This window comes from Arthrobacter sp. SIMBA_036 (assembly GCF_046535135.1).
Classification (GTDB): domain Bacteria; phylum Actinomycetota; class Actinomycetes; order Actinomycetales; family Micrococcaceae; genus Arthrobacter.
Genome location: NZ_JAWRXG010000006.1, coordinates 95220 through 117391, shown reverse-complemented (window position 1 = coordinate 117391; position 22172 = coordinate 95220). Strand labels below are relative to the sequence as shown.

Genomic DNA, 22172 nt, shown 5'->3' with positions numbered 1-22172 from the left:
GGGCGCGCGGAACAGGTCTTGACAGCACGCGACGGTACTCGGCATAGGACGGCGCCTCAGGCGCGGACGGCTTCCAACTCATTACCGATGCGCCGACTCAACTCTCCCTCATCGATCGTCTTGGAACCGCCATGGGCGCGCAGGAACAGCAGCGACTCGAGCCTTAGGAAACGCCACTCGCGCTCGGCCTCCGAATTGCCGCTGTCGATGGCGCGGGAAATCTCTTTGTCGTACAGATTTGGTTCGTTCAGACCCCGCTGCCGGACGCGGGCGTTGATGAGGGCCTTGAACGGGTCCTCTTCCTGGGACTCCGGAGCACGCAGCAGCTTTTCGTAGACCGATGCCCGGTCGCCCTGGCCGGCCTCCCGGCAGATGAAGCTCGATAAAGCGAGGGCGCGTTCGATCGAGGCCCAGCGGTCCAGGTTCCCGTCGAAGGGCAGCACGTTCAACAGGTCCGCTACAGCCAACGCATGGTCCGGGTCCCGGTGCACGATGCAGAGGTCGAACGCCAGATCGCTGAGGTCCCGCAGGCAGCTGCCGGATTTGGTGTTGATGCCCTTCGCGAGCCGCTCGGCCAGGACTTGCACGCCGCTCTTGCCTTGATGCCCCGCAGCAGCAGCGCGAACCACAGCTTCCGGTGTTCCGTCCGGTTGCGGGATGAGGGCCATTTCTTCGGCGGTAGGCCCGGTGTGCGCGGGCGGTGCTTCCGGGCGGGGAGGCACCGCGACGGCGGCTGCTGCGCGAGTGCCCGTCTCCGGTCCGGCAGAGGTGCTGGAGTCCGGGTCACCTACCGGCACATTGGAGCCGACCGCGATCCGCACCGTTCCGCCGTCGACTGTTGTGACAAGCACCAGAGCGGGCACCCCGTAATCGTCATTCTGCACCTCCACGCCGCGGATTTCCTCGGCGGGACCGTCTCCGGGCGGGAAGACGAAATCTCCGGGCTGCAGGTCCCCAGCCTGCTTTTCTTTGTATTGCTGTGAGGCTGGGCTGTGAGTCATCGGATGTCCTTTGGTTCTCTTGGGGTCCGCCGTCCAGTCTACAAAGACCAGCCGAGTTCAGGGGCGGGACCCGCTAGATGGCGACGCCCGAGAATGCCAGGGCTTGCCGTACCAGGTTTCCGCGGCCACCTTCGAATTCCTGCTGAACATCGTCGCTTAGCACCTCCTGCGGGGTCATCCACGTCAGTTCCAGGGCGTCTTGGCGGGGCTCGCATTCGCCCGTGACGGGAATGACGTACACCAACGAGACGGCGTGTTGGCGGTCGTCGGTGAAGCCCGTCTGGGAAGGCGCGGGGAAGTACTCTGCCACTGTGAACGGGACAGGGCTGATGGGCAATTGGGGGAAAGCCAAGGGCCCGAGGTCCTTCTCCATGTGCCTCAGGAGGGCTCCGCGGATGGTCTCGCGGTACAGCACGCGGCCGGAAACGAGGTACCGGACCATGTTTCCATCGGCGTCCCCTTGCAGGAGGGTGCCGACTTCATTGACGTAGCCGAGCGGATCCAGCCTGACCGGAACGGCCTCCACATAAACCATGGGGAGGCGGCCGCGGGCTTCGAAGAGGTCTTCATCGGAAAGCCAGCCTGGATACGGGTCAGGTGTACGAACGCTCATGGTTAAGTTCTACCGCATGCGCACCCGAAGTTCGGTGGTGGCCGCACGGCGCCACACTGGTTACGCTCTCGGCGACATTAGGGGGCGTTACCTCCGGTGCCCGTTCCACCACGATTGACGCGGGTGCTGAGCCACCGGCGGCGTCCGGGTTGGCCACGTACAAAACGTCGTCGCTGATTCGCGCCTCAACACCAGCTTCAGTGAGCCTGCGCAGCAGTGGTTCCGGATCGGCGTCGTACTCGAAGGCGAGGTCGCCCGAGGTCGCTTCAGTGCCGTGCAGCACCCGGAGGATACCGCCATTCTTGGTGGTGAAGGTCGCTGATGCGTCGTCCGAGTCGCGGGGACGGGCACCGATGTTGCGCAGCTCTTGGGCGGACCCGTCGACGTCGGGACTCACCCAGACGGCAACCACGGTGAGTGCCTGATCGGCTTCGCCCGATGTTGCCCAGGTGCCATCGGCAGCGCGTTCGGCCTGCTCCGCCAGGAACGTGAAGCCATCCTTGGCGGAGATCCGTACCGCCGCGCCATGGGACGCCTCCGTCAGCTCGGCCCGGGTTCCGTCCTCGCGGGTGCGGCGCGCGAACTCGTCGAGGCCGCCTACCTCCACACCAAAGACAGTGGTGCCGTCCTCCGGCGAGCCGGGTTCCGCGGCACGCAGCACCAAGCGGCCGGACCCGGCGTCGAACTCATGCCACTCAGGGTGGTTACCGACGCTCACCAAACCCAAGGCAGAGAGGAGTTCGGTCCAGGGCTTCATGCGGGAGGTGAAATGGATTGGCCGGGCTCGCAGCATTGGTCCTCCTGGTGATGGGTGCGCTGTTTCCGGACTGCGCGTTTCCGGACTGCGCGTTTCCAGACTATGCCGTGGCGGCTGATCCCAGTAGGCGCGGTTCACAGCACGGCACTTTTCACATCAGGCGCGGCTCACTGCAGAATGGTCCCATGCCCGTTGAGCTTGAAGAACTTCTGGTCAAAGACGCCGCCGAATGGCGCGCTTGGCTCTCCGCGAACGCGGCCACGAGTCCTGGAGTGTGGCTTGTTTTGCACAAGAAGGGCGGGAACGTCACGGACTTGGACTACGACGCGGCGCTGGACGAGGCACTGTGCTTCGGTTGGATCGATGGCCAAGTGAAGGGCCGGGATGCCGAGAGCTTCGTCCAGCGAATGACCCCCCGTGGACCGAGGAGTATCTGGTCGGCGCGAAATGTCGGGCACATTGCGCGGCTCGAATCCGAGGGCAAAATGACCGAGGCAGGCCGGGCCGCCGTCGAGGCCGCGAAAGCCAACGGCCGTTGGGAGGCTGCCTACTCGGGGTCTGCCGACTTGGTGGTTCCGGAGGATCTCGCAGCTGCCATTGCTGTTGTTCCTGAAGCGCAAGCGATGTTCGATGTCCTGACGTCCCAGAACCGGTTCGCACTGGTCCACCGCACCAACTTGGTTAAGAGGCCGGAGACGCGAGCGCGGAAGATTGCCGGGTTCGTCGAGATGCTCGCCCGCCACGAAGCCCCGTATCCGCAGAAGAAGCGTCCGGCCCCCTGACCTGGCCCTGCCGCCCTCTATATGGGCCGGGGCTCACAAGGTTGCCGCGGCTTCGAACGCCATCCAGGCTTGCAGCTGGGTGGAAAGTTCGACGGCGACGCCGTCCGGATACGTCTGCTGTGCCGGGCGCAGGGGATCGGGGGAGAAGACCAGCGACGGGACATGCTTATGGCCTTGTGGGCGGTCCGCGGCGTCATTGCGGCCATCCCAGAACGCCTCGGCCGTATCGTGGACCAGAGTCCGGGCGATGCTACGGGTAGCTGCTCCAAGCCTTTCGTCGCGGGCAGCCAATGCCAGATAGCGCAGCAGGATTCCGGTGAAAAGTCCTCCATCGCCGCTGCCTTCGCCGCGGATCACGTGTGAGCCCGGGACGGTCAATTCCCGATTAACCGCCTCAACCAGGTGGCGTGCCCGGTGGAGATTGTGCTCGCCACCGAGTTCCAACAAGGCGCCCAGGACAGGTCCTTGGTTATAGGTGTAGATCCGGTCCTCCAGTGTGGTTTGGCCCTTTTTAAGGTGCAGCCCGTCCTGATAGAGGCCGAGTTGCGGATCCATGAGGTTGGCGTTCAGCCAATCCACCAAGGACTGGGCCTTGGGCCGGTGGGCCGTTCGGGCGAAATACAGGGCTACCGGTGCGGTTGCCGGGGTGTTCTTGAAGTCACGTTTGGTGCTCCAGAATGTTCCCCCGCCGAGGTCATCCGTTGAGGCCGACTCGAGCTGGGGCGTCAAGGAACGCCGGACGGTTTCGTAACGCTTTTGGCCCGGTTTCCCTGCATCCTTGGCAAGTTTTTCAAGCCTTAGTGCAGAAAGGGCCAGCCACGCCATGTCGTCATAGTAGGAATTGACGAACCGGAAAAAGTTGCGCATACGGATAGTGCCAACCAGCTGTGACGCCAGGCTGCCCGCACTGGGGCGGGAACCGCCGTCGAACCTCACTCCGGTGGCGAGTTCGCGGCGCCCGGCATCCACCAAGCAGTCCACGTAATGCGCCTGCCACCAGTAATGCCACGGACCCACGAGTCCCCACAGGCGATTTGACGGAAGCGCCACCGAGCCGATGTGGGTGCCTGGCAGGAACAGCAGCCGGTGTCCAAAGCTCCTCGTGACGGCACGCGCGGCGTCGTCAGCACGGGATGCCCAGTCCGATGCCAACCCGGTGGGGCCGACGTTCGACGCCGGGACGTGGTCTGGCTGCTCGTGTTCAGACATGGAACCAGCCTAGCGGCAGGTCACCGGGTGCGCGTCAGCCGGATTTCAGTTAACATGCATTAACAGATTTGGGTCTGCATCAAGGAGGATGAATGGACATCAAGGGCACTGTCGCGTTGATTACCGGAGGGGCATCCGGCTTGGGAGCCGCAACAGCCAAGCGATTGTTCGACGCCGGTGCCTCCGTGGTGCTGGTGGACCTGCCGCAGTCGGGCGGTCAAGCATACGCCGAGGAGCTCAACGGCGGGGCGGGCGCCGGCGAGCCGAGCGGCACCGGGCCCAAGGCAGTCTTCGCACCCGCGGATGTCACCAACGAAGCCCAAGTGCAGGCAGCCGTCGACGCCGCGACCTCCTTGGGGCCGCTCCGCATCGTGGTCAACTGTGCAGGCATAGCCACTCCCGGAAAAGTCCTGGGACGCGACGGGGTCCTGCCGTTGGAAACGTTCAATAGGGTCATCCAGATCAATCTCGTGGGGACATTCAACGTCATCCGCCTCGCAGCCGCGGTCATGGTGGAGACCGAACCCGTTTCCACCGAGTTGGGTGGTCCCGAACGCGGGGTCATCGTCAACACTGCCTCCGTTGCGGCGTTCGAAGGCCAAATCGGCCAGCCCGCCTATGCTGCCTCGAAGGGAGCTGTGGCGGCCATGACCCTACCTCTGGCGCGGGAGTTTGCGAGGTCGCTGATCCGGGTTGCCACGATCGCACCTGGCATCTTTGAGACGCCGATGATGGCCGGCCTGCCACAAGCCGCGCAAGACTCCCTGGGCCAGCAGGTCCCACACCCGGCGCGCCTGGGCCGTGCCGCCGAATACGCCAACCTGGCCGCTCACATCGTGGAGAACGCCATGCTTAACGGTGAGACCATCCGGCTCGACGGCGCCATCCGGATGGGACTGAAATGATGGGTCTTCAGAAGGCTCCTGCAGCTTCGCCGGGTTCCTTCGGATCAGCCCCGTCTTTGGCCGACCTGCCCACGGCGGACTTCTTCGACTTCGAATCTCTGCTCAGCGTCCAAGAGCAACGCAAACTCAACGAACTCCGCGCCTTCCTGGCCACCGAGATCGCCCCATACGCGGGCCAGTGGTGGGATAAAGCCGAGTTCCCGGATCACATACTTCCCAAACTGGCCGCACTGCGCCTCAGTGCTCCGGCCCAGCGGGGATACACGCACCTCTTCGCAGGCCTCGTGATCGCCGAAATGACGCGGGTGGATACATCCATTGCCACCTTCTTCATGGTCCACCACGATCTCTTCGTCGAATCGCTGTACGACTTCGGCAGTGACGCACAGCAAGACCGCTACCTTGACGACGCCTCAAACCTGCGCACCACGGGCGCCTTCGCACTGACCGAACCGGACCATGGTTCTGACGTGGCCGGGGGCATGCAGACCACCGCCCGCCGTGTTGAGCGCGCAGAGTCCGACGGCGGGGACTACTGGGTGCTTAACGGCGCCAAACGCTGGATCGGCAATGGGACGTTTTGCAACTACATGCTGGTGTGGGCCAAGGACGAGGCTGATTCATCGATCCGGGCCTTCATCGTGGACGCTTCGCTGCCGGGGATCACACGCAGCCGCATTGAGAACAAGATTGCCCTCCGCACCGTCCAGAACGCCGACATTGTTTTCCGCGATGTCGAGGTTGCAGAAGCAGACCGTTTCGCCGGAATCAGCAGTTTTGCCGATACCAACCATCTCCTCCGGGGCTCTCGGATCATGGTGGCCTGGCAGGCCGTGGGCCAACAATTGGCCGCCTTCGACGTTGCCCGGCGATACGCCGTCGAACGTATGCAGTTCGGCAAGCCGCTCGCGAAGTTCCAGCTCATCCAGCAGCACCTGGTGGACATGCTGGGAAACGCCGTGGCCAGCATGGGGATGATGGTGCGGATCGCACAACTCCAAGAGGATATTTACACCGATGCCCAAGGCACACGGCATGGAGGGGCCGCGATGGCGCAGGTAGCGCTGGCCAAAGCCTATTGCAGTGCCCGTATGCGCGAAACGGTCGCCCTGGGGAGGGGTGTGTTGGGTGGCAACGGGATAGTCACCGACTACGGGATCGCAAAGATCTTTGCCGATGCCGAGGCCATATACACCTACGAGGGCTCCTACGAGATCAACTCGCTCATCGTGGGCCGCGCGGTGACAGGGGTCTCGGCCATCGTCTAGCCGCGAAGTGGGCGGGGCCTACTCCGCCGGGATTTTTTCGCCCGCTTCGACCCTCACATCGATGGAATTCCCCCGGACAGGCATCGGGCAGGTCCCGTAGGGCGTGAAGGCGCTGGGATAGTTGATGGAGCGGTTGAAGTCGATGACCACCGACCCGTCAGGCCGCGGGCGGGGGATGGACACCTTTCGCCACTCGTCCGTAGTGTCGCCGTTGGTCTCATCGTGGAAGGTGACCGTCAGGGCGCCCAACTTCTCCTCTTCAGCGTGCAGCCGAATATCGTGGTCGATGCCCGGTGCACGGAACACGACTTCTCCTACGGAACGGTGGATGCCGTCAACCAAGGGGTTGGCGGTGCCAATGGGGACATCCAGCGGCTCTGCGTAGGCCTCGAAGCGACCTCCGATGACCCAGCCCGGGTTGTAGTCGTACGTGGGCACGGCAGAGAACCCGGTCAGGACCGGAGAGCCGTTGTCCCGGGTGCGAATAGCGTACTTGTCCGCACGCATGGCAAGTTCAACAACTACTTGCTTACCGTCCGCGCCTCCGTACTGGACCCAGAGGAGCGATTCTTCGTCCTTCAGGGTTGCACTCGCGGTCCCCTCGACGGCATCGCCGTTCTCTACGAACGTGAGGCCGTCCCCTGCGCTCGCGGTGAGGAATGCGGTTGTGCCGTCAGTGGACCATAGCCCAGGGACAAGGTCGAGCGTGGTGGGCTCATCCGGCAGCCACTGGAAGGACGTGAGCGTCAGCCATCCGTGGCCCGCAGCGAGGGCTGCGTTTCGGCCCGCACGGAATCGCTGCCAACGTGCAATTTGGGCATCGATGGTTGTGCTGGGCGAGCTCATTGTTCTCCTTGGGCCAAGTCAGGTAGTGCGCAGCGGTTGCAGTTTGATCAACCATTTGCCCGCTTCCTGCATTCCCACCAGCCTAGCGTTGCTCCCCTGCGGGGCAGGAGGTAGTGCCAGAGATGTTGTGGGTGGTGACGGCTCGCGCTGACCCCCAACCCATGTCAGCGCGAGCCGTGATTAAGGGACTAAGAGTGCGCCGGACATGTGCAAGCATGTTCCGGCGCACTCTTCAGTCATGTCGGGGAATTCCTTGTTCAACGGGCTCCTAGTGCGAGCGCCGCCGGGCCCGGCGCGCACCTGCATATGCCAGGAGCGATCCGACGGCGAGGAGGCCTGCCGCGACGAGGAGAACACCGGGTCCCTGAGCGCCTGTACTGGCCAATTGCCCCGATACGGTGGGAGCCGGCGCCTGCGCGGACGGCTGCTTGGTGGTCACTGCAACTGCCGCCATGGTGCTGGGAGCAGGCGTTGCGGTGCTCGGCGTTGGGGTTGGGGTGGACGTGCTTGGGGTTGAAGTGGGCGTCGCCGTGCTCGGAGCTGGCGTCGGGGTGGCGGTGCTCGGCGTTGGCGTTGGGGTGGGTGCCGCGGTGCCGTCTCCGCTGCCCCCTGCGTTGGTCCGGCGCGTTTGGGCGCCCACGATGCTTTCCCGTCCCTGAATGCTGACCGTGCCGTTGTTTTGGTACACATCCAGCGAAGCATCAGTGACGGGCGTTACGACGAAAAGCTCAACGTGCTCGCCCTTCGGGAGGCCTTTCCAAGAAACCGTGACTTTTTGTGGGGAACAATCAACCGTGGCTGGATACTGGGCGTCGTCGTAGGGTTCGCTCACTTTGCCGTCTGCGTTCAGGTTCTTGCCCACGCGCGGTGTAACGCGGCTGCAGTCGATAGCCATTCCTGCAGCAGGGGTATCAGTAATGACGACGTCGTTGGTACGGGAAGTCATGGCAGGCATGTAGAAGATGGATTCCAATTCGGTCTGCGCTGGATCTGACCACCACATGGCTTTACCGACTGACGTCGGGCCCGCTGGATCGCAGTTGACTGTGCACGGGCCATTAACCGCAACGGGAACACGCACCACCGTGGATCCCACATAGAAATTCAATTGGGTTGAACCACCAGCTCCCGGTTGCACTGCGTACTGGGTGGTGAAGTTGCACGCTCCACCGACGTTCAAGGGATGAGTGGCGACGAAGTCCGTCAGAGTGAAGACCACCAGGCCCTGGGGATTCGCCACGGCGGTGGCAACGGTTTGCCCGGTTTTGTTGTTGAGGTCAAAGGTGGAACTTCCGAACCATCGAAGTTCGGCAGGAAGTTGCAGGCTGAAAGTATCGCCGGGCTTCGAATTATCGGGGACCGACCACTCACAGGTCAGGTCTACCTGGTCCCATTGCTGGGTCACTGCGGAGGTGGTGCTGATACTGATGCGGGCGCCCGGAATGTCGGCGGCATTCGCCGGCGTCGCTAACAGGCCGATCCCCAAAACCGTCATTGCGGCAGCCAAGAGTGCTGCCACCACAGAGGCGGCCTTGAGATGGAAGTGGTTCATCATGGTGATGGTGGTCCTTAGAATCCGTGCGAAGTGTTCCGTCGAAAGATGAGTGGTTGCTGGCCGGGGTTCGTGACGGGCCCTCGTCCCCCTCCGTCATGACGTCTCCGGGATGTGGCATGGGGTAGTGGGTTCCTCGGCGGCAGGGACAAGCGGGTGGAAATTCACTCGAACGGGACTGAAAGCCCCCTCTGCCAGGATTTCGATCGCCATCTTGCACTCCATCACCCGGGCAAGGTTGCTTTCATTTAGGGGCAACAGCACGTGCACCGCGCAGTTCATGTACATAGCCAGCGCACCGGTCCTTCGGAGCTGGTAGAGGACGGTTTCTCCCAGCCGGGCCAAGTGGGTCCACGAATGACCCGCCCCGGCCCGGGACTTTGGTAGCGAGATGATCGTGAGGACATGCGGGCAGCACGAATCCGGCCCGAACACTGTCAACTCGTGCACCCGCCGCTGGAAGTGCGCTTGTGTGGCCAGCCCGGTATAGACGTCGGTGCACGAGATGGGTAGGGCCGCTTGGGTTTCCTCCGTCCAGCCTTCAACCAACGATTGGAGTGCATCAGCGTCCAGGTTTCGGTCCACTGCGGCGAAGAGTGCCCGGAAGTCCGACATCGTTTCGCCGATGCTGACGCCATTCCTGGCCCGGGCGGCCCCCAGCGACCTGGCGATTGGTTCCGGTACCGAGGACCGTGAAGCCAAGTACGTGGCCACGACCCGGACTTCCGGGAGAAACCAGTCCGCCTGAAACCGCCAACCCTGCCGATAACTTGTTGCCTGCCACCTCTGCATGAGCAGTTGACGCGCAAAAGTACGTTCGGCGAATGATCTTGTCCGGAACGATGTCATATGCGACTAGTGCCGCTGGAGGTCGTTTCATGACGATGCGGCAAGCGGAAGCGCGATACCGACCCTTGACCGGATTGCGGGCAAGCTTTGATCAAGACTCTTTAGAAATTCGCGTCATGACTGAGGGCCCGTGGCCACTAAAAAAACATGGGTGCGATATTTCATGGTGGAGGGCTGTCCTAGATGGCGCAGTCGACGGGTACAGGCGGCAACGTACACGGCAGCCTGGACAGTGATGGGCACCTCATTGAGCTGGTTCGCAGCGGAGACATGTCAGCGTTCGACGACCTCTACGAACGCCACCTCTCCATCGCATCCGCCGTTGCGCGACGCAACGTGGATAACCCCAGCGACGCCGAGGACGTGGTGGCTGAGGCATTTCAGTCCGTCCTGCAGAGCCTCATGGCCGGGAAAGGCCCGGACAACTTCTTCCGTGCCTACCTGCTGTCCACCGTGACCCGGCTCTCGCATCACCGGAACCGCAAAGCGGGGAAGACTTTGCCGAGTGGAGACGATTCCCTTTTGGACCGTGCGTCGGCAGAACCGGATGTGGCAATCAAAGCCTTCGAATCCCAAACTGTCGCCAAGGCATTTCGTTCACTCCCGGAACGGTGGCAGGCCGTTCTTTGGTACCTCGACGTTGAGCGGATGAAGCCCGCTGCGGTGGCACCAATACTTGGCCTGAGCCCTAACGCCGTGTCCGCGTTGGCGCTACGGGCCCGTGAGGGCCTCAGGAGGGAGTACCTTCAGGCCCACATTGCGGAAGAGAAGAATGCTGGTTGTGCCGAATATGCCGGCAAACTGGGCAGCTTCATTCGGGGTGGGCTTTCCACAGCCGCGGAACGCAAGGTGCGGGCGCACCTGAACGGTTGCTCGAAATGTACCGCCGCCTTGGGCGAACTCAAGGACGTCCAGAGCACCATGCGGGCTGTACTTCTCCCGATGATCACTGGCATTCCAGCTGCGGCATGGGCCGGGAAGGGCGCAGGACTGGGCATCATCGGCGGCTTGGCGCCGATCAAGGCCGCAGTGGCAGTCCCGACGATTGCTCAACCAGCAGTAATGGCAGTAGTTGCTGCTGCGGGCTTAGGGCTTGCCCTCGGTGCGGTCGGTTTGGTGGACCTCTTGACGCCGGATTACATGGAGCAGCGGGCGGCCCAAGCCAGTACGTCCCAGCAATTACAGAGCGTCAAACCCTCAGCTTCAGCCCCACCACCCAACCCGCAGACTCCTTCAGCCACAGTTCCCCCGGCCAAGGTTCCCACCGCGGCGGCTCCGCCCGTCGTCGTCCCGGCCGTCCCTCCCGCAGCGCCGCCCCCCGCCGTCGTGAGGCCCACCTCTACGCCGATTCCGACGCCGGTCCCCTCACCGAGTTCCTCTCGGCCGTCACCGCCCCGGGTCGATGTGCCCGCGCCGGTTGACGCCTCGGTCAAGGACATAAGTGCCGGCCCACGGACTGTCACCATGGGAGTCACTTTCACCGTTGGGGGATCACAAGCTTTGGGACCGGGCAAGGTGGTCTTCTCGGTGGGAAGGGCGGAGTCGATCCCCATGAAGCTCGTCGATGCCCCGGAAGGTTGGTCCTGCTCAGTGCAGGCCTCGAACGTGGTTACTTGCACTACTCCATCCATCCAGCGAAGGGAACTGCACTTTCAGGTGACCGCAGTGAGCCAACGGCGAAGTCAAGGCGGTGTCCTGACGTATTCGCTCAGTGGCCAGGGAATCGCCCCCGGTGACTTTGTGCATAAGTACTGACCTCAAATTCCTTGCCCCTGCCGCGTCACGAAATCACGGTTCGAAGCACTGATGTCGTGCTGGCCTTGACTGAGGAGGCAGCACGTAGGCGAATAAGGGACGTATGACAACGGCGGCAAAGTAATGGTTCGGGTTCTGGTGACTGGCGTCGGAAGACCTGCAGGCAACTCCTTGGCCCGCCAATTGATGGATCGTGGCCATTGGGTACTCGGCGTCGATGCGCACCCGGTGGAGGCTTCCGTCGCCCACGCAGTGTCAGTCGTATCGCAGCCACATGTCCCCGGCTACCTCTGGGAACTACGCGGGCTCGCCGCGATCCATGACATCGAGGTGGTTGTTCCCACTGCCCGTGATGAGCTCCTGGTGGTGTCCGCGGCCAAGAATCATTTCGCCCCTGGTGTGGACGTGCTCATCGCCGATCCGGCACCTCTTCGGGTAGTGCATGACAAGTATCTGGCCATGCAGCGACTGGTGGCTGCCGGCATCCCCGTGGTGGGGTTCGGATTGCCGGGAGAATTCGGGTCGATCAATGAGGCGATGGTCCAGCTCGGCGGGACGCTGGTGGTGAGGCCAAGGGTTTCCAAGGGTGGACTGGGTGCACGGGTCCTGAAAAGGAGAAGCATTGCGGGGCACGCAGCCGTGAACTGGTCAGCCTTGGATGATTCCTGGATGGTGCAAAGATTTACTCCCGGCCCTGCCTACCTCCCTACGGTCCTGCGCCACGCCCTCAGCGGAGGTGTCGCCGACGTCGTGGTTGTCTTGGAGAAGACCGGGCAGGTTGGCAGTAGGGGAATCCGGAGAGCCTACCGCGATTCCATCCGTCGTGTGGACCTGCCGGATGTGGCCCGGCTGGCGGGCGCGGCAGCCGCGGCATCGCAGTTGTCTGGACCGGTCGGTCTCGCGATCCGGCGCAGGCCGGATGGAAGCCCGGTGGTGCTGGGGATTGAGGCCGGGTTTGGTGCGCATAGTGCTTGGGCGCCGGAGCTGGTCGACGGAGTCATGCGGCCGTATGCGACAGAAGGGTCCCGGATGGCTCGTTGATGCCATGGCGCCGGAATGTGAGACGCGTTGCGGCGGACGGGTTTTTTGAGGGTAATATCCCCTAGGAAACAAGTAACCCGGCTCACAGTATCCAGCGCAGTGTACGAGTCAAACCAGATCCCGAAGGTAAGTATCTATGGTTCACACTGCCCATCAAGACACCGATCTCGCTGCCGAACTTCGCGCCGACGTTCGCCGGCTCTCCACCCTTCTGGGTGAGTCCCTGGTCCGGCAGCATGGCCCCGGGCTCCTTGCCCTGGTGGAACAGGTTCGCTTGCTGACCAAGGAATCCAAGGAAGCCGCACGAGGCGGTGCCGATGCCACCGGTCCCTGGAGCGCGCACGACGTCGTAGCCCAGGTCCGCGAACTCCTCGCCTCCCTGCCACTTGACCAAGCGACCGACTTGGTCCGTGCTTTTGCGTTCTACTTCCACCTCAGCAACGCTGCCGAACAGGTTCATCGTGTTCGCGGCCTCCGGACCCGCCAGGAAAAGGATGGTTGGCTGGCAAAGGCAGTCTCGGAGATCGCCAACAAAGCCGGATCCGATGTCCTGCAGGATGTCATCAACGAACTCGATGTTCGCCCGATTTTTACGGCACATCCCACCGAGGCTTCACGGCGATCGGTGCTGGACAAGATCCGGAAGCTCTCGGACGTCCTCGCTGAACCGACCGCGGAGGGGACTTCCCTGCGACGGCGCCAGGACCGCCAGCTCGCAGAGATCATCGACCAGATGTGGCAAACAGATGAGCTCCGCCAAGTGCGCCCCACTCCCGTGGATGAAGCCCGCAACGCGATCTACTACTTGAACAACATCCTGACCGATGCCATGCCGGAGATGCTCACTGACCTGGCGGAACTCTTGGCCGAGCACGGTGTGGCGCTGCCTGCCGGTGCCGCGCCGCTACGGTTCGGGTCTTGGATCGGCGGCGACAGGGACGGGAATCCGAACGTTACGGCAGCCGTCACCCGGGAAATCCTGCAACTGCACAACCAGAACGCCGTGCGGATCAGCATTGCCCTGATCGATGAACTCATCTCGGTGCTCTCCAACTCCACTGCTCTCTTCGAGGCGGACCAAGCCCTCCTGGATTCCATCGCAGTGGATGTGAAGAACCTGCCCGGCCTGGATAAGCGGGTTCTTGAACTCAACGCCCAAGAGCCCTACCGGCTCAAGCTGACGTGCATCAAGGCCAAGATGATGAACACGGGCCGCCGCGTCGCGGCGTCCACCCATCACGAACCCGGACGCGATTACGCCACCACGTCGGAGCTCTTGGCCGAGTTCGCGTTGCTTGAGGACTCGCTGCGTAACCACTCCGCCGGACTGGTTGCCGACGGCGCATTGGCAAGGGTTCGCCGCGCATTGGCAGCTTTTGGTTTGCATCTGGCCACCCTCGATATCCGCGAACATGCCGACTACCACCACGACGCCGTCGGGCAGCTGGTCGATCGACTGGGCGGCGAGAAGCCCTACGGTTCCCTGTCCCGGGCCGAGCGTTTTGAGTTCCTGGGCGCTGAGTTGGCTTCCCGGCGGCCATTGTCCGGCCACCCGATCACGCTCCAAGGCACGGCAGACGGAACCTACGACGTGTTCCGCAGCATCCGCCATGCCCTGCACACCTACGGGCCCGACGTCGTGGAAACATACATCATTTCCATGACCCGTGGCGCCGACGACGTCTTGGCAGCAGCCGTGCTGGCCCGTGAAGCGGGCTTGATCGACCTCTTTGGAGCAACGCCCTACGCCAAAATCGGCTTCGCGCCCCTGCTGGAGACCGTTGAAGAGCTACGTGCTTCCGCCGAGATCGTTGACCAGCTACTCTCCGATCCGTCCTACCGGGAATTGGTACGTCTCCGCGGCGATATCCAGGAAGTCATGCTCGGGTATTCCGACTCCAATAAGGAATCCGGTGTGATGACCAGCCAGTGGGAAATCCACAAAACCCAGCGCAAGCTGCGGGACATCGCGGCAAAACACGGGGTGCGGGTCCGTCTCTTCCACGGCCGCGGTGGCTCAGTAGGACGCGGCGGGGGACCCACCTACGATGCCATCATGGCCCAGCCGAACGGCGTTCTTGAAGGGGAAATCAAGTTCACGGAGCAAGGCGAGGTTATCTCCGATAAGTACTCCCTCCCGGAGCTTGCCCGGGAAAACCTTGAGCTCTCCTTGGCCGCAGTCATGCAGGGTTCGGCGCTGCACCGGACCCCGCGAACCTCCGACGATGAGCGGGAGCGTTACGGCAGCGTCATGGAAATCATTTCCGACGCCGCGTTCGCCCGGTACCGCTCCTTGATAGACGATCCCGAGCTGCCCGCCTACTTCCTTGCCTCGACGCCTGTGGAACAACTGGGGTCGCTGAACATCGGCTCACGGCCTTCCAAGCGCCCTGACTCCGGCGCCGGATTGGGTGGCCTCCGCGCCATTCCTTGGGTCTTCGGCTGGACCCAGTCCCGCCAGATCGTCCCTGGCTGGTTCGGTGTGGGCTCGGGCCTGAAGGCGGCACGGGAAGCAGGGAACACGGAACAGCTGATGGAAATGACGGAGCGCTGGCACTTCTTCCGTTCGGTGATCTCCAACGTGGAGATGACGCTGGCCAAGACAGACATGGAGATCGCGGGCCACTACGTTTCTTCCTTGGTTCCTGAGGAGCTGCACCGCCTTTTCCACCTGATCCGGGACGAGTACGAGCTCACCGTGGCAGAGATCGAACGGCTCACCGGTGAGGCCGAACTGCTGGACGCCCAGCCCATGCTGAAAAGGTCGCTGGAGATCCGTGACCAGTACCTGGATCCGATCAGCTACCTGCAGGTGGAGCTCCTCCGCCGGGTCCGTGAAGAGTCGGTGTCCGGCAACGAGATAGACGAGCGGCTTCAACGGGCCATGCTCATCACCGTCAACGGCGTGGCCGCCGGCCTGCGAAACACCGGGTAGCCGGTTAGGGTGGTGGGATGCCGTCGTTCCAGACCAAGTTGAAGATCACGGGCCTCAAGCCAGGGAACGCGCCCGAGTCCGTGATGGCAGCAGCGGTGGAAGCCTTGGAAACCCGCCACCATGTGGAGGCCAACCAACTCGATATCGTTGGGGGAGTGCCGCAGCTCACCCTCCGTTTCCTGGTCGATGCGCGTGATTACATTGGCGAGAACGACGACGCCCGGACATCGGCCGCGATGATGCGCGACGCCGTCGAACGCGTTGCGCTGACCGGGAACCTCTACGTCTTGCGCCGCAACCGTGGTCGCTGGGCCCCTGTCTAGCCTCCGGCAGGGGCCGGCGCTGCCGGGCGTCACTCGGGGCTGGGGGCCTCGCCGTCGAACCCTTCTTCCACTGGGGAACGGCTGCCTCGGCGGCGTGTCGCGATGAGTCCCACCACCACACCGATGAGCAAGCCGGCCGCGGCTCCGATCATCGAGCTTGCCCAGAACGGCAGCTTGGTCGCTGAACCGGTGAAGTAGCCCAGACCTACCTGCCACACAGACCAGAACACGGCGCCGAGCCCGGCACAAAGGCTGAACCCGCGCACGGATACGTTTGCGATGCCGGAGGCGGCCGACGTCGCCAGCCGTCCCGCCGGGATGAACCGCCCACCGATAATCGCGCCATACGTTGAGGATCTTCCGGCCTTTGCGATGGCTCGGTGGACTCCAATATGCAGGCGGCGGCCCCACGTCCATCTGTCCAGGACGTGGCTGATGCGTCGCTTGAACAGCATGAAAACGGCCATATCCCCGAGCCAGGAAGCGATCGCGGCCAGGAGGAGCAAGAGCCACACGTTGACATGGTTGTCGGCCGCCAAAGCTCCGCCGGTGATGACCATCATTTCTGAAGGGATTGGCGGGAAAATGGCGTCGGCCATCACCATGGGTACGATCCACAGGTAGATTGCGGATCCCCACGTATCCGGGGCGGTGATGTCCATGCGCACAAGGTACCGCACTTGCCGCCCGGACGCTGCGGCGAAAGACTGACGGCATGCGAATCGAACTCCTGCAGGGCGATATCACCAAGCGCGACGTCGATGTGATCGTCAATGCTGCCAACTCCTCCCTACTCGGTGGAGGGGGAGTGGACGGTGCCATCCACAGCGCAGCCGGACCGGAACTGCTGGCAGCCTGCCGCGAGCTGCGCAGAACGGAACTGCCCGGCGGACTGCCGGTGGGCTCGGCCGTCGCGACTCCGGCGTTCAGGCTTCCGGCCCGCTGGGTGGTGCACACCGTGGGGCCCAACCGTCATGCCGGCCAAACCGATCCGGCCCTGTTGGCGTCCTGTTTCGTGGAGAGCTTGAGGGCCGCGTCCGGGCTCGGCGCCCGATCCATCGCGTTCCCCGCGATTAGTGCGGGGATCTATGGCTGGGACGCCGAACAAGTTGCAAGGATAGCGTTCGACGCCGTCACGTCCTTCGGGTCGCCCTCAGCGGCTGCCATGTCAGGCAGTCAGCTCGATGTTGTGGAGTTCGTGCTCTTTTCGGAGAGGACCGCGGCGGCCTTCCGCGCAGTGTTCGAGGCCGGCGCCTAGCGTGCTTCGCTGAGCTCCAACTGGCTGCGGTATTCCACGGGGTGGTTGCTGATGGGGTCCACAAAGGAGATACCGCGTGCCAACAATTGAAGGGGTTTGCTGTAGTCGTCCGGCGCCTTGTCCAGCAGGTCAGGGTAGAACGCATCGTTGACGATTCCCAGCCCGAGCGAGGCCATGTGCACCCGTAATTGGTGGGTCTTTCCGGTGTGGGGCTCAAGGCGGTAGAGCGCGCGCTGGTGCGTTCCGGCGTCGAACGTCCTTGTCTGTTCGATGCGGGTTTCCGCGTTCGGTTCGCCGTCGATGACTTCAGCGAGCAGGTAGCTGCGGGACTTGGTCATCCGGTTGCGGACCACAGCAGGGAACTCGACGGCGGGATATCCTGCGGCGGGCGCGGCGGCGGACACACACTCGTATTCCTTCCGGACCTGCCGCTTTTCAAACAGCACCTGGTATTTGCCCCGCGTCTCAGGGTTGGTGGAGAGCAGCAGGAGGCCGGCGGTCATGCGGTCCAGGCGGTGCATGGGAATTAGGTCGGGAAGGCCGAGTTGGTTCCGGAGCCTTACCAGCGCCGATTCCTGGATGTACGTTCCGCCGGGGGTGGTGGGGAGGAAATGCGGCTTGTCCACCACGAGGATGTGTTCGTCCTGGTGGAGGATGGAGATTTCCACCGGGAGCCGGGTCTCTTGGGGCAACGTCCGGTAGTACCAGATGAAGGTGTGGTCCTCGAGCTTGGTGCTCCGGTCCAGCCGTACGCCGCCCTCGCCCACGATCTCGCCGGCGTCGAACCGGTCCTCAATGCCTTGGGGGTCGATGTGGCCCCAGCGATGCATCATGTAGTCCATCGCAGTGTCCCACGGACCCTCGGCAGGCAGGCGCAGGCGGGTAGCGTTCACGCCGTCGCGCACAGGAAGGGGGGATTGCATCACCGGTCAATTCTATCGGCCCCGCGTTGTGGGGCCCGCTCTCCATGGATTGGGCTCGACTGAGCGGGTAGAGCGGGCCTGGCAAGGGCATGAAACCGAACATAAAAAACTTCTTGACAATAAAAATTGTCGGTTGGCATACTGGAAGCATGTTGGACATCGAAGTGATCGAGGATCCCGCGGCGGCGGAAGCCTCGTTGGACCCGATCCGTACGCGCATCCTTCAAGAGCTCACCGAGCCTGCGTCGGCCACTCAGTTGGCTGCCCGGATCGGACTTCCGCGCCAGAAGGTGAACTATCACCTCAAGGCCCTGGAGGGGCACGGGCTGGTGGAGCTGGTGGAGGAGCGCAAGAAGGGCAACGTGACCGAGCGGGTGTTGCGCGCTACGGCGGCTTCCTACCTGATCTCGCCGGTTGCGTTGGCGTCGGTAGCCCCTAATCCGGCCCGCTTTGCAGACAGGTTCTCCGCATTCTGGCTCCTGGCCTTGGCTGCGCGCACGGTGCAGGAGATGGGCAAGCTCATCGCCGGTGCCGCCGCGGCAAAGAAGAAATTGGCCAGCTTCGCGATCGACGGCGAGATCACTTTTCGCTCGGCCGCCGAACGCGCGGCCTTCGCTGAAGAACTCGGGGTGGCGGTGACGGGTCTCGTGGATAAGTATCACGACGGCGGTGCTGACGCACTGGCCAGCGGCGCGCGCAAGCACCGGCTCGTCGTCGTACTTCACCCAACACTCAAATCGACCACGCGCTGAACAAGTTCCTCAGGGAACATGCAACAGAAAAGGACCACAGCAATGACTGAGGATAGGAAATTTGAAATCGTCGCCGACACTGCGCTGCCCGGCACCCCGGAGCGCGTGTGGCAGGCAGTCACCCAGGACACCGCGGCCTGGATGTTCCCCACGGATCAGTGGCCGGCCGTGAAGACCGTGGAGGAGTACCCGAGCCATCTGGTGACGCGTATGGAAGGTCCTGACGGTTGGTTCAACCAGTTGGAACACGTCCTTGAGCCGCTGGATGGTGGCCGTGCCCAACTGCACTACGTCCATAGCGGGATCTTCGCCGATAACTGGGACGAGCAATATGACGGCGCCAGCAAGCACACCGCGTTCTACCTCCACACGCTGGGTCAATATCTGCAGCACTTTGATGGCAAAGCGGTGGTCTTTACCGACGTCCAAGGACCCGGTGCGTCGCAAGTTCCCGATGGATTTCTCCAGTTGAAGAACGCGCTGCGAGTGGACGGGCTGAGCGAAGGGGCGTCTTTTGATGTGGAGCTTGACGGCGTCGGGCGGTTGAGCGGGGAGGTGGACTATTCCAACGAGAACTTCCTCGGCCTGCGAACTGCCGATGCCCTGTACCGGTTCTTCGGCAGGAACGCGTTCGGCGCTCCGGTGGGGATGACCGTCCACGACTTCTCGGGGTCCAGCGACGCCGAGCTCACCGCGAAGACGTGGGGCGCGTTCCTGGAAAAGGTGTACGCGTAAGGGCTGGGTGGGCTATGGCGTCCAAGCTCGAGCCATGGACTCGAGTGCTGCGTCATATATCGCGTCCCAGTCGGTATCCGGGTGGTTCATCTGGGCAAGCTCAAGGCTGACCAGCCCGTGGACTTGCCCCCAGATGGCCGTCGCCACCATTTCCGGGCTGGCGGTGCGTAGCCGCCCCGCCGTTTGTGCGCCGGTTACCGCCTCCACGAGGGGGAGGATGGCATCCCCGGCGACTTCCGGCGTCGGGCTGCACCCCACGTAGGCGGTCAACGCGCCGCCGAACATGAGCCGGTAAAGGGCCGGATGCGCCAACGCCCACGTGCGGTACGCCAGTCCTAGTCCCCGGAGCCCATCGCCGGCCGCGCGTCGTTGTGACTCGCCGAAGGAGCGGAAACCGTCGTCGACGGCGGCCGTCAGCAGCTGCGATTTCCCGCCGAACAAGGAGTAGATCGCCGTGGTGGAGGTTTCCGCCGCGGCTGCCACGTCGCGGAGGGTCACTCGAGCGGGTCCTTCACGGTCCACGAGTTCCGCCGTGACCGCCAGTAACTGTTCCCGCACGCGCTGGTCATGAACGATGGGTCTTGCCATGAGACAAAGTATTTCATAACATCGTTCCGTAACACCGTTACATAACAGTGTTACATAACTTCCCCGAACGAAGGATGTGGCATGGCACAGGAGGTCTTCCCAGGGCGGTTCACGGCGGACATTGGGCGCGAGTCTGTCACTGTTTTCCTTATCGGCATGCGGGCCAACAGGTGGTGGAAAGCGCGCCGCATTACAAGAGTGGCCTCGTCCATGACCGTGATGATGCGCCATCTGGCCACTCACCCGGGCTCGGGATTGTTGGGTAGCGAACAGTGGTTCGGGAGGACCACCATCCTGCTGAGCTACTGGGAAAGTCCTGAGCATCTGAGGCGGTTTGCGGCCGATAAGGACTCGCCGCATCTTGGCCCTTGGCGCACGTTCATGAAGCAGGTTGCCGGCAGCGGCGACGTGGGCGTATGGCACGAGACGTACCAGGTGCCGGCGTCGGGAATTGAAGTTGTGTACAACGGCATGCCACTGTTCGGTCTGGCGAAAGCCACGTCCCATGTCCCCGTAGGGCCGCGAAGCAACACCGCGAAGCAACGCATGGGCTCCACAGCCAAGACCGTGCCGGTCCCGGGCGCCTAAGCGACGGCGGCTCGCGCTTAAGCGACGGCGACGGCGGGCGGTTGCCCCGTCGCGAGGTCGCGGCGAAGGTGGGGCGCGGCGTCGAGCTTGTCCTGGGCGGCTCGGATCGCAAGAATCGCGGCCTCCAACTTAGCCGGCGGAAGGGTGAATGGAACGCGGAGGTATTGCTCGAAAGCGCCTCCCACCCCAAATCGCGGACCGGCGGCCAACCGCACTCCAAAGTCCGGGGCCAGTACCGTAAGGGCAGTGCTGGACGGCGTCGGCAACCGGCACCAGACGGTGAGCCCGCCGCGCGGCCGTTCCGCCTCCCAGCTGGGCAAATGTTCGCCCAACAAGCCCAGCAAGTATTCCCGGTTTTCCCTCAGTGCCGACAGGCGCTCATTCAGGGGCTCGTCAAAAGACCTGACCAGGCGGGCCGCGGCCAACTGCTCCACAACGGGTCCGCCCAGATCCATGATGGCCCTGACCGAAACGAACCGGGCGATCAGATCTTCCTCTGCCCGGATCCACCCGGTCCTCAGGCCGGCCCAGTGGGACTTGCTCAGTGAACCAATGGACACCACACCCGGCCCGAAAGAGGCCATCGGGGCTGTGCGGACGTCGTCGAGATTCAGGGCGCGCAGTGTCTCGTCGACCACAAGCACCGTACCGGCAGCAGCGGCGGCGCGCACCAAGACCCGGCGCTGCAGGTCGGACATGACCCGCCCGGTGGGGTTATGGAAATCGGGGACGAGGTAGGCCATCGCCGGGCGTTGTTGCCTCATGGTGGTCATCATGGCGTCCATGTCCCAGCCCGGCGAAGTCCTGGAAGTGATCCCGGGAAGTCCCACGGGCGACGGTTTACAGCCTGCGGCGCGAATGGCGTCCAGGGCGTTGGGATAGGTGGGGTGTTCCACGAGCACTTTGTCCTGTTTGCCGGCGAGGGTCCGCAGCACGATGTTCAATGCATGCTGCGCTCCCGAGGTCACAAGGATTTGCTCCTCTGTGGTCGGCACGCCCTCGGCGCAGTACTTCTCCGCGATCGCCTTCCTCAGGGCCACGACCCCCACGGCGTCGTATCCGAAGCCGGGAAGCAGTGCCGGTAGGTCGGTCAGGGCGTCCGCGAACGCCCGATGGACCACTTCGCCCGCCGCGGGGAGCGAGGCGTAGGCAAAGTCCGTAAGCCCCTCCGGTATGGCCAGGCCTGGCGCGCTGACCGGTGACGTCCGGTGGGGGATGCACGTCCGGCCCCGACTGCCTTGGCCAGCGGTGAGAAAGCCCTGCTCGCGAAGGGCGGCATACGCCGCGGTGACAGTGGTGCGGCTGAGGTCAAGCGCTTGGGCAAGAGCCCGCTCGCTGGGCAGCGCAACGTCCAACGGGATGCGCCCGTCCATCACCAGCAAGCGGACGACGTCGGCGAGCTCGCGGTAGGCGGGAAGGGCGCCGGAGTTCCATGGCCCCAAGAGGCGAACGAGCGCGGTGGGATTCAAGGAGCCAACCATAAGACCAGTAT

22 protein-coding genes are annotated in these 22172 nt (G+C 63.4%); 11 read left to right on the top strand and 11 right to left on the bottom strand.

The window, feature by feature from the left end; all coding sequences use genetic code 11:
- Nucleotides 1-56: 56 nt before the first annotated feature.
- The 3 genes from SB659_RS10090 to SB659_RS10080 all read right to left on the bottom strand — a co-directional run bounded on the left by SB659_RS10090 (nucleotide 57) and on the right by SB659_RS10080 (nucleotide 2371).
- The gene (locus tag SB659_RS10090) at nucleotides 57-1001 is read right to left on the bottom strand and encodes a DUF6707 family protein (protein WP_410550302.1); all 945 of its coding nucleotides are present in this window, start codon (nucleotides 999-1001) and stop codon (nucleotides 57-59) included.
- 73 nt (nucleotides 1002-1074) lie between these two features.
- Nucleotides 1075-1614, bottom strand: coding sequence for an NUDIX hydrolase family protein (locus SB659_RS10085; RefSeq protein ID WP_284975688.1), 540 nt, complete (start codon nucleotides 1612-1614; stop codon nucleotides 1075-1077).
- Nucleotides 1595-2371: a hypothetical protein gene (locus SB659_RS10080; RefSeq protein ID WP_410550301.1), complete on the bottom strand. Its 777-nt coding sequence runs from the start codon at nucleotides 2369-2371 to the stop codon at nucleotides 1595-1597. The genes SB659_RS10085 and SB659_RS10080 overlap by 20 nt, the downstream gene beginning before the upstream one ends.
- Nucleotides 2372-2556: 185 nt before the next feature.
- Here SB659_RS10080 and SB659_RS10075 point away from each other — a divergent pair, with 185 nt between their 5' ends.
- A complete protein-coding gene (locus SB659_RS10075) occupies nucleotides 2557-3153 on the top strand; it encodes a YdeI/OmpD-associated family protein (RefSeq protein ID WP_410550300.1) in 597 nt (198 codons plus the stop codon).
- Between the two features lie 33 nt (nucleotides 3154-3186).
- Here SB659_RS10075 and SB659_RS10070 read toward each other — a convergent pair whose 3' ends face one another.
- A complete protein-coding gene (locus tag SB659_RS10070; RefSeq protein ID WP_284979135.1) occupies nucleotides 3187-4362 on the bottom strand; it encodes a glycoside hydrolase family 76 protein in 1176 nt (391 codons plus the stop codon).
- A 92-nt stretch (nucleotides 4363-4454) separates the two neighbouring features.
- Between SB659_RS10070 and SB659_RS10065 the strand changes: the two genes are divergently transcribed.
- Together SB659_RS10065 and SB659_RS10060 are read left to right on the top strand one after the other, a co-directional pair.
- Entirely contained in the window at nucleotides 4455-5267 is an 813-nt protein-coding gene (locus tag SB659_RS10065) for an SDR family NAD(P)-dependent oxidoreductase (protein WP_410550299.1), read from the top strand.
- On the top strand, nucleotides 5267-6535 hold the full coding sequence (locus tag SB659_RS10060) for an acyl-CoA dehydrogenase family protein (RefSeq protein WP_410550389.1): 1269 nt from the start codon (nucleotides 5267-5269) through the stop codon (nucleotides 6533-6535). The genes SB659_RS10065 and SB659_RS10060 overlap by 1 nt, the downstream gene beginning before the upstream one ends.
- An 18-nt stretch (nucleotides 6536-6553) precedes the next feature.
- On the opposite strand, the gene SB659_RS10055 is transcribed toward SB659_RS10060, so the two are convergent.
- The 3 genes from SB659_RS10055 to SB659_RS10045 all read right to left on the bottom strand — a co-directional run bounded on the left by SB659_RS10055 (nucleotide 6554) and on the right by SB659_RS10045 (nucleotide 9647).
- A complete protein-coding gene (locus tag SB659_RS10055; RefSeq protein ID WP_284979132.1) occupies nucleotides 6554-7381 on the bottom strand; it encodes a DUF1684 domain-containing protein in 828 nt (275 codons plus the stop codon).
- A gap of 268 nt (nucleotides 7382-7649) precedes the next feature.
- A complete protein-coding gene (locus tag SB659_RS10050; protein WP_410550297.1) occupies nucleotides 7650-8936 on the bottom strand; it encodes an Ig-like domain-containing protein in 1287 nt (428 codons plus the stop codon).
- 93 nt (nucleotides 8937-9029) lie between these two features.
- Complete coding sequence (locus SB659_RS10045; protein ID WP_284979130.1) at nucleotides 9030-9647, bottom strand: hypothetical protein; 618 nt, start codon at nucleotides 9645-9647, stop codon at nucleotides 9030-9032.
- Between the two features lie 318 nt (nucleotides 9648-9965).
- Here SB659_RS10045 and SB659_RS10040 point away from each other — a divergent pair, with 318 nt between their 5' ends.
- From SB659_RS10040 to SB659_RS10025, 4 genes are all read left to right on the top strand, one after another.
- Nucleotides 9966-11537 (top strand): sigma-70 family RNA polymerase sigma factor, encoded by a 1572-nt coding sequence (locus tag SB659_RS10040; RefSeq protein ID WP_410550296.1) that lies wholly within the window; start codon nucleotides 9966-9968, stop codon nucleotides 11535-11537.
- Nucleotides 11538-11675: 138 nt separating this feature from the next.
- Entirely contained in the window at nucleotides 11676-12578 is a 903-nt protein-coding gene (locus SB659_RS10035) for a hypothetical protein (protein ID WP_410550295.1), read from the top strand.
- Between the two features lie 136 nt (nucleotides 12579-12714).
- Nucleotides 12715-15513 carry a phosphoenolpyruvate carboxylase gene (ppc, locus tag SB659_RS10030; protein ID WP_410550294.1) on the top strand — a complete coding sequence of 933 codons (2799 nt, stop codon included), beginning with the start codon at nucleotides 12715-12717 and terminating at the stop codon, nucleotides 15511-15513.
- A 17-nt stretch (nucleotides 15514-15530) separates the two neighbouring features.
- On the top strand, nucleotides 15531-15836 hold the full coding sequence (locus SB659_RS10025; protein ID WP_410550293.1) for a hypothetical protein: 306 nt from the start codon (nucleotides 15531-15533) through the stop codon (nucleotides 15834-15836).
- Between the two features lie 29 nt (nucleotides 15837-15865).
- On the opposite strand, the gene SB659_RS10020 is transcribed toward SB659_RS10025, so the two are convergent.
- Nucleotides 15866-16498 carry a DedA family protein gene (locus SB659_RS10020; protein ID WP_410550292.1) on the bottom strand — a complete coding sequence of 211 codons (633 nt, stop codon included), beginning with the start codon at nucleotides 16496-16498 and terminating at the stop codon, nucleotides 15866-15868.
- 53 nt (nucleotides 16499-16551) lie between these two features.
- Here SB659_RS10020 and SB659_RS10015 point away from each other — a divergent pair, with 53 nt between their 5' ends.
- Entirely contained in the window at nucleotides 16552-17094 is a 543-nt protein-coding gene (locus SB659_RS10015) for an O-acetyl-ADP-ribose deacetylase (RefSeq protein WP_410550291.1), read from the top strand.
- Here the strand turns inward: SB659_RS10015 and SB659_RS10010 are convergent.
- Complete coding sequence (locus SB659_RS10010) at nucleotides 17091-18017, bottom strand: RluA family pseudouridine synthase (RefSeq protein ID WP_410550388.1); 927 nt, start codon at nucleotides 18015-18017, stop codon at nucleotides 17091-17093. The genes SB659_RS10015 and SB659_RS10010 overlap by 4 nt on opposite strands.
- 149 nt (nucleotides 18018-18166) lie before the next feature.
- Here SB659_RS10010 and SB659_RS10005 point away from each other — a divergent pair, with 149 nt between their 5' ends.
- On the top strand, nucleotides 18167-18769 hold the full coding sequence (locus SB659_RS10005) for an ArsR/SmtB family transcription factor (RefSeq protein ID WP_410550290.1): 603 nt from the start codon (nucleotides 18167-18169) through the stop codon (nucleotides 18767-18769).
- Between the two features lie 42 nt (nucleotides 18770-18811).
- Nucleotides 18812-19504, top strand: coding sequence for an SRPBCC family protein (locus SB659_RS10000; protein WP_410550289.1), 693 nt, complete (start codon nucleotides 18812-18814; stop codon nucleotides 19502-19504).
- 12 nt (nucleotides 19505-19516) lie between these two features.
- Here SB659_RS10000 and SB659_RS09995 read toward each other — a convergent pair whose 3' ends face one another.
- Nucleotides 19517-20092 carry a TetR-like C-terminal domain-containing protein gene (locus SB659_RS09995; RefSeq protein ID WP_410550288.1) on the bottom strand — a complete coding sequence of 192 codons (576 nt, stop codon included), beginning with the start codon at nucleotides 20090-20092 and terminating at the stop codon, nucleotides 19517-19519.
- A gap of 81 nt (nucleotides 20093-20173) precedes the next feature.
- On the opposite strand from SB659_RS09995, the gene SB659_RS09990 reads away from it, so the two are divergent.
- Nucleotides 20174-20680: a DUF4188 domain-containing protein gene (locus SB659_RS09990; RefSeq protein WP_410550287.1), complete on the top strand. Its 507-nt coding sequence runs from the start codon at nucleotides 20174-20176 to the stop codon at nucleotides 20678-20680.
- A 17-nt stretch (nucleotides 20681-20697) separates the two neighbouring features.
- Here SB659_RS09990 and SB659_RS09985 read toward each other — a convergent pair whose 3' ends face one another.
- Nucleotides 20698-22161 (bottom strand): PLP-dependent aminotransferase family protein, encoded by a 1464-nt coding sequence (locus SB659_RS09985; protein WP_410550286.1) that lies wholly within the window; start codon nucleotides 22159-22161, stop codon nucleotides 20698-20700.
- Nucleotides 22162-22172 lie beyond the last annotated feature (11 nt).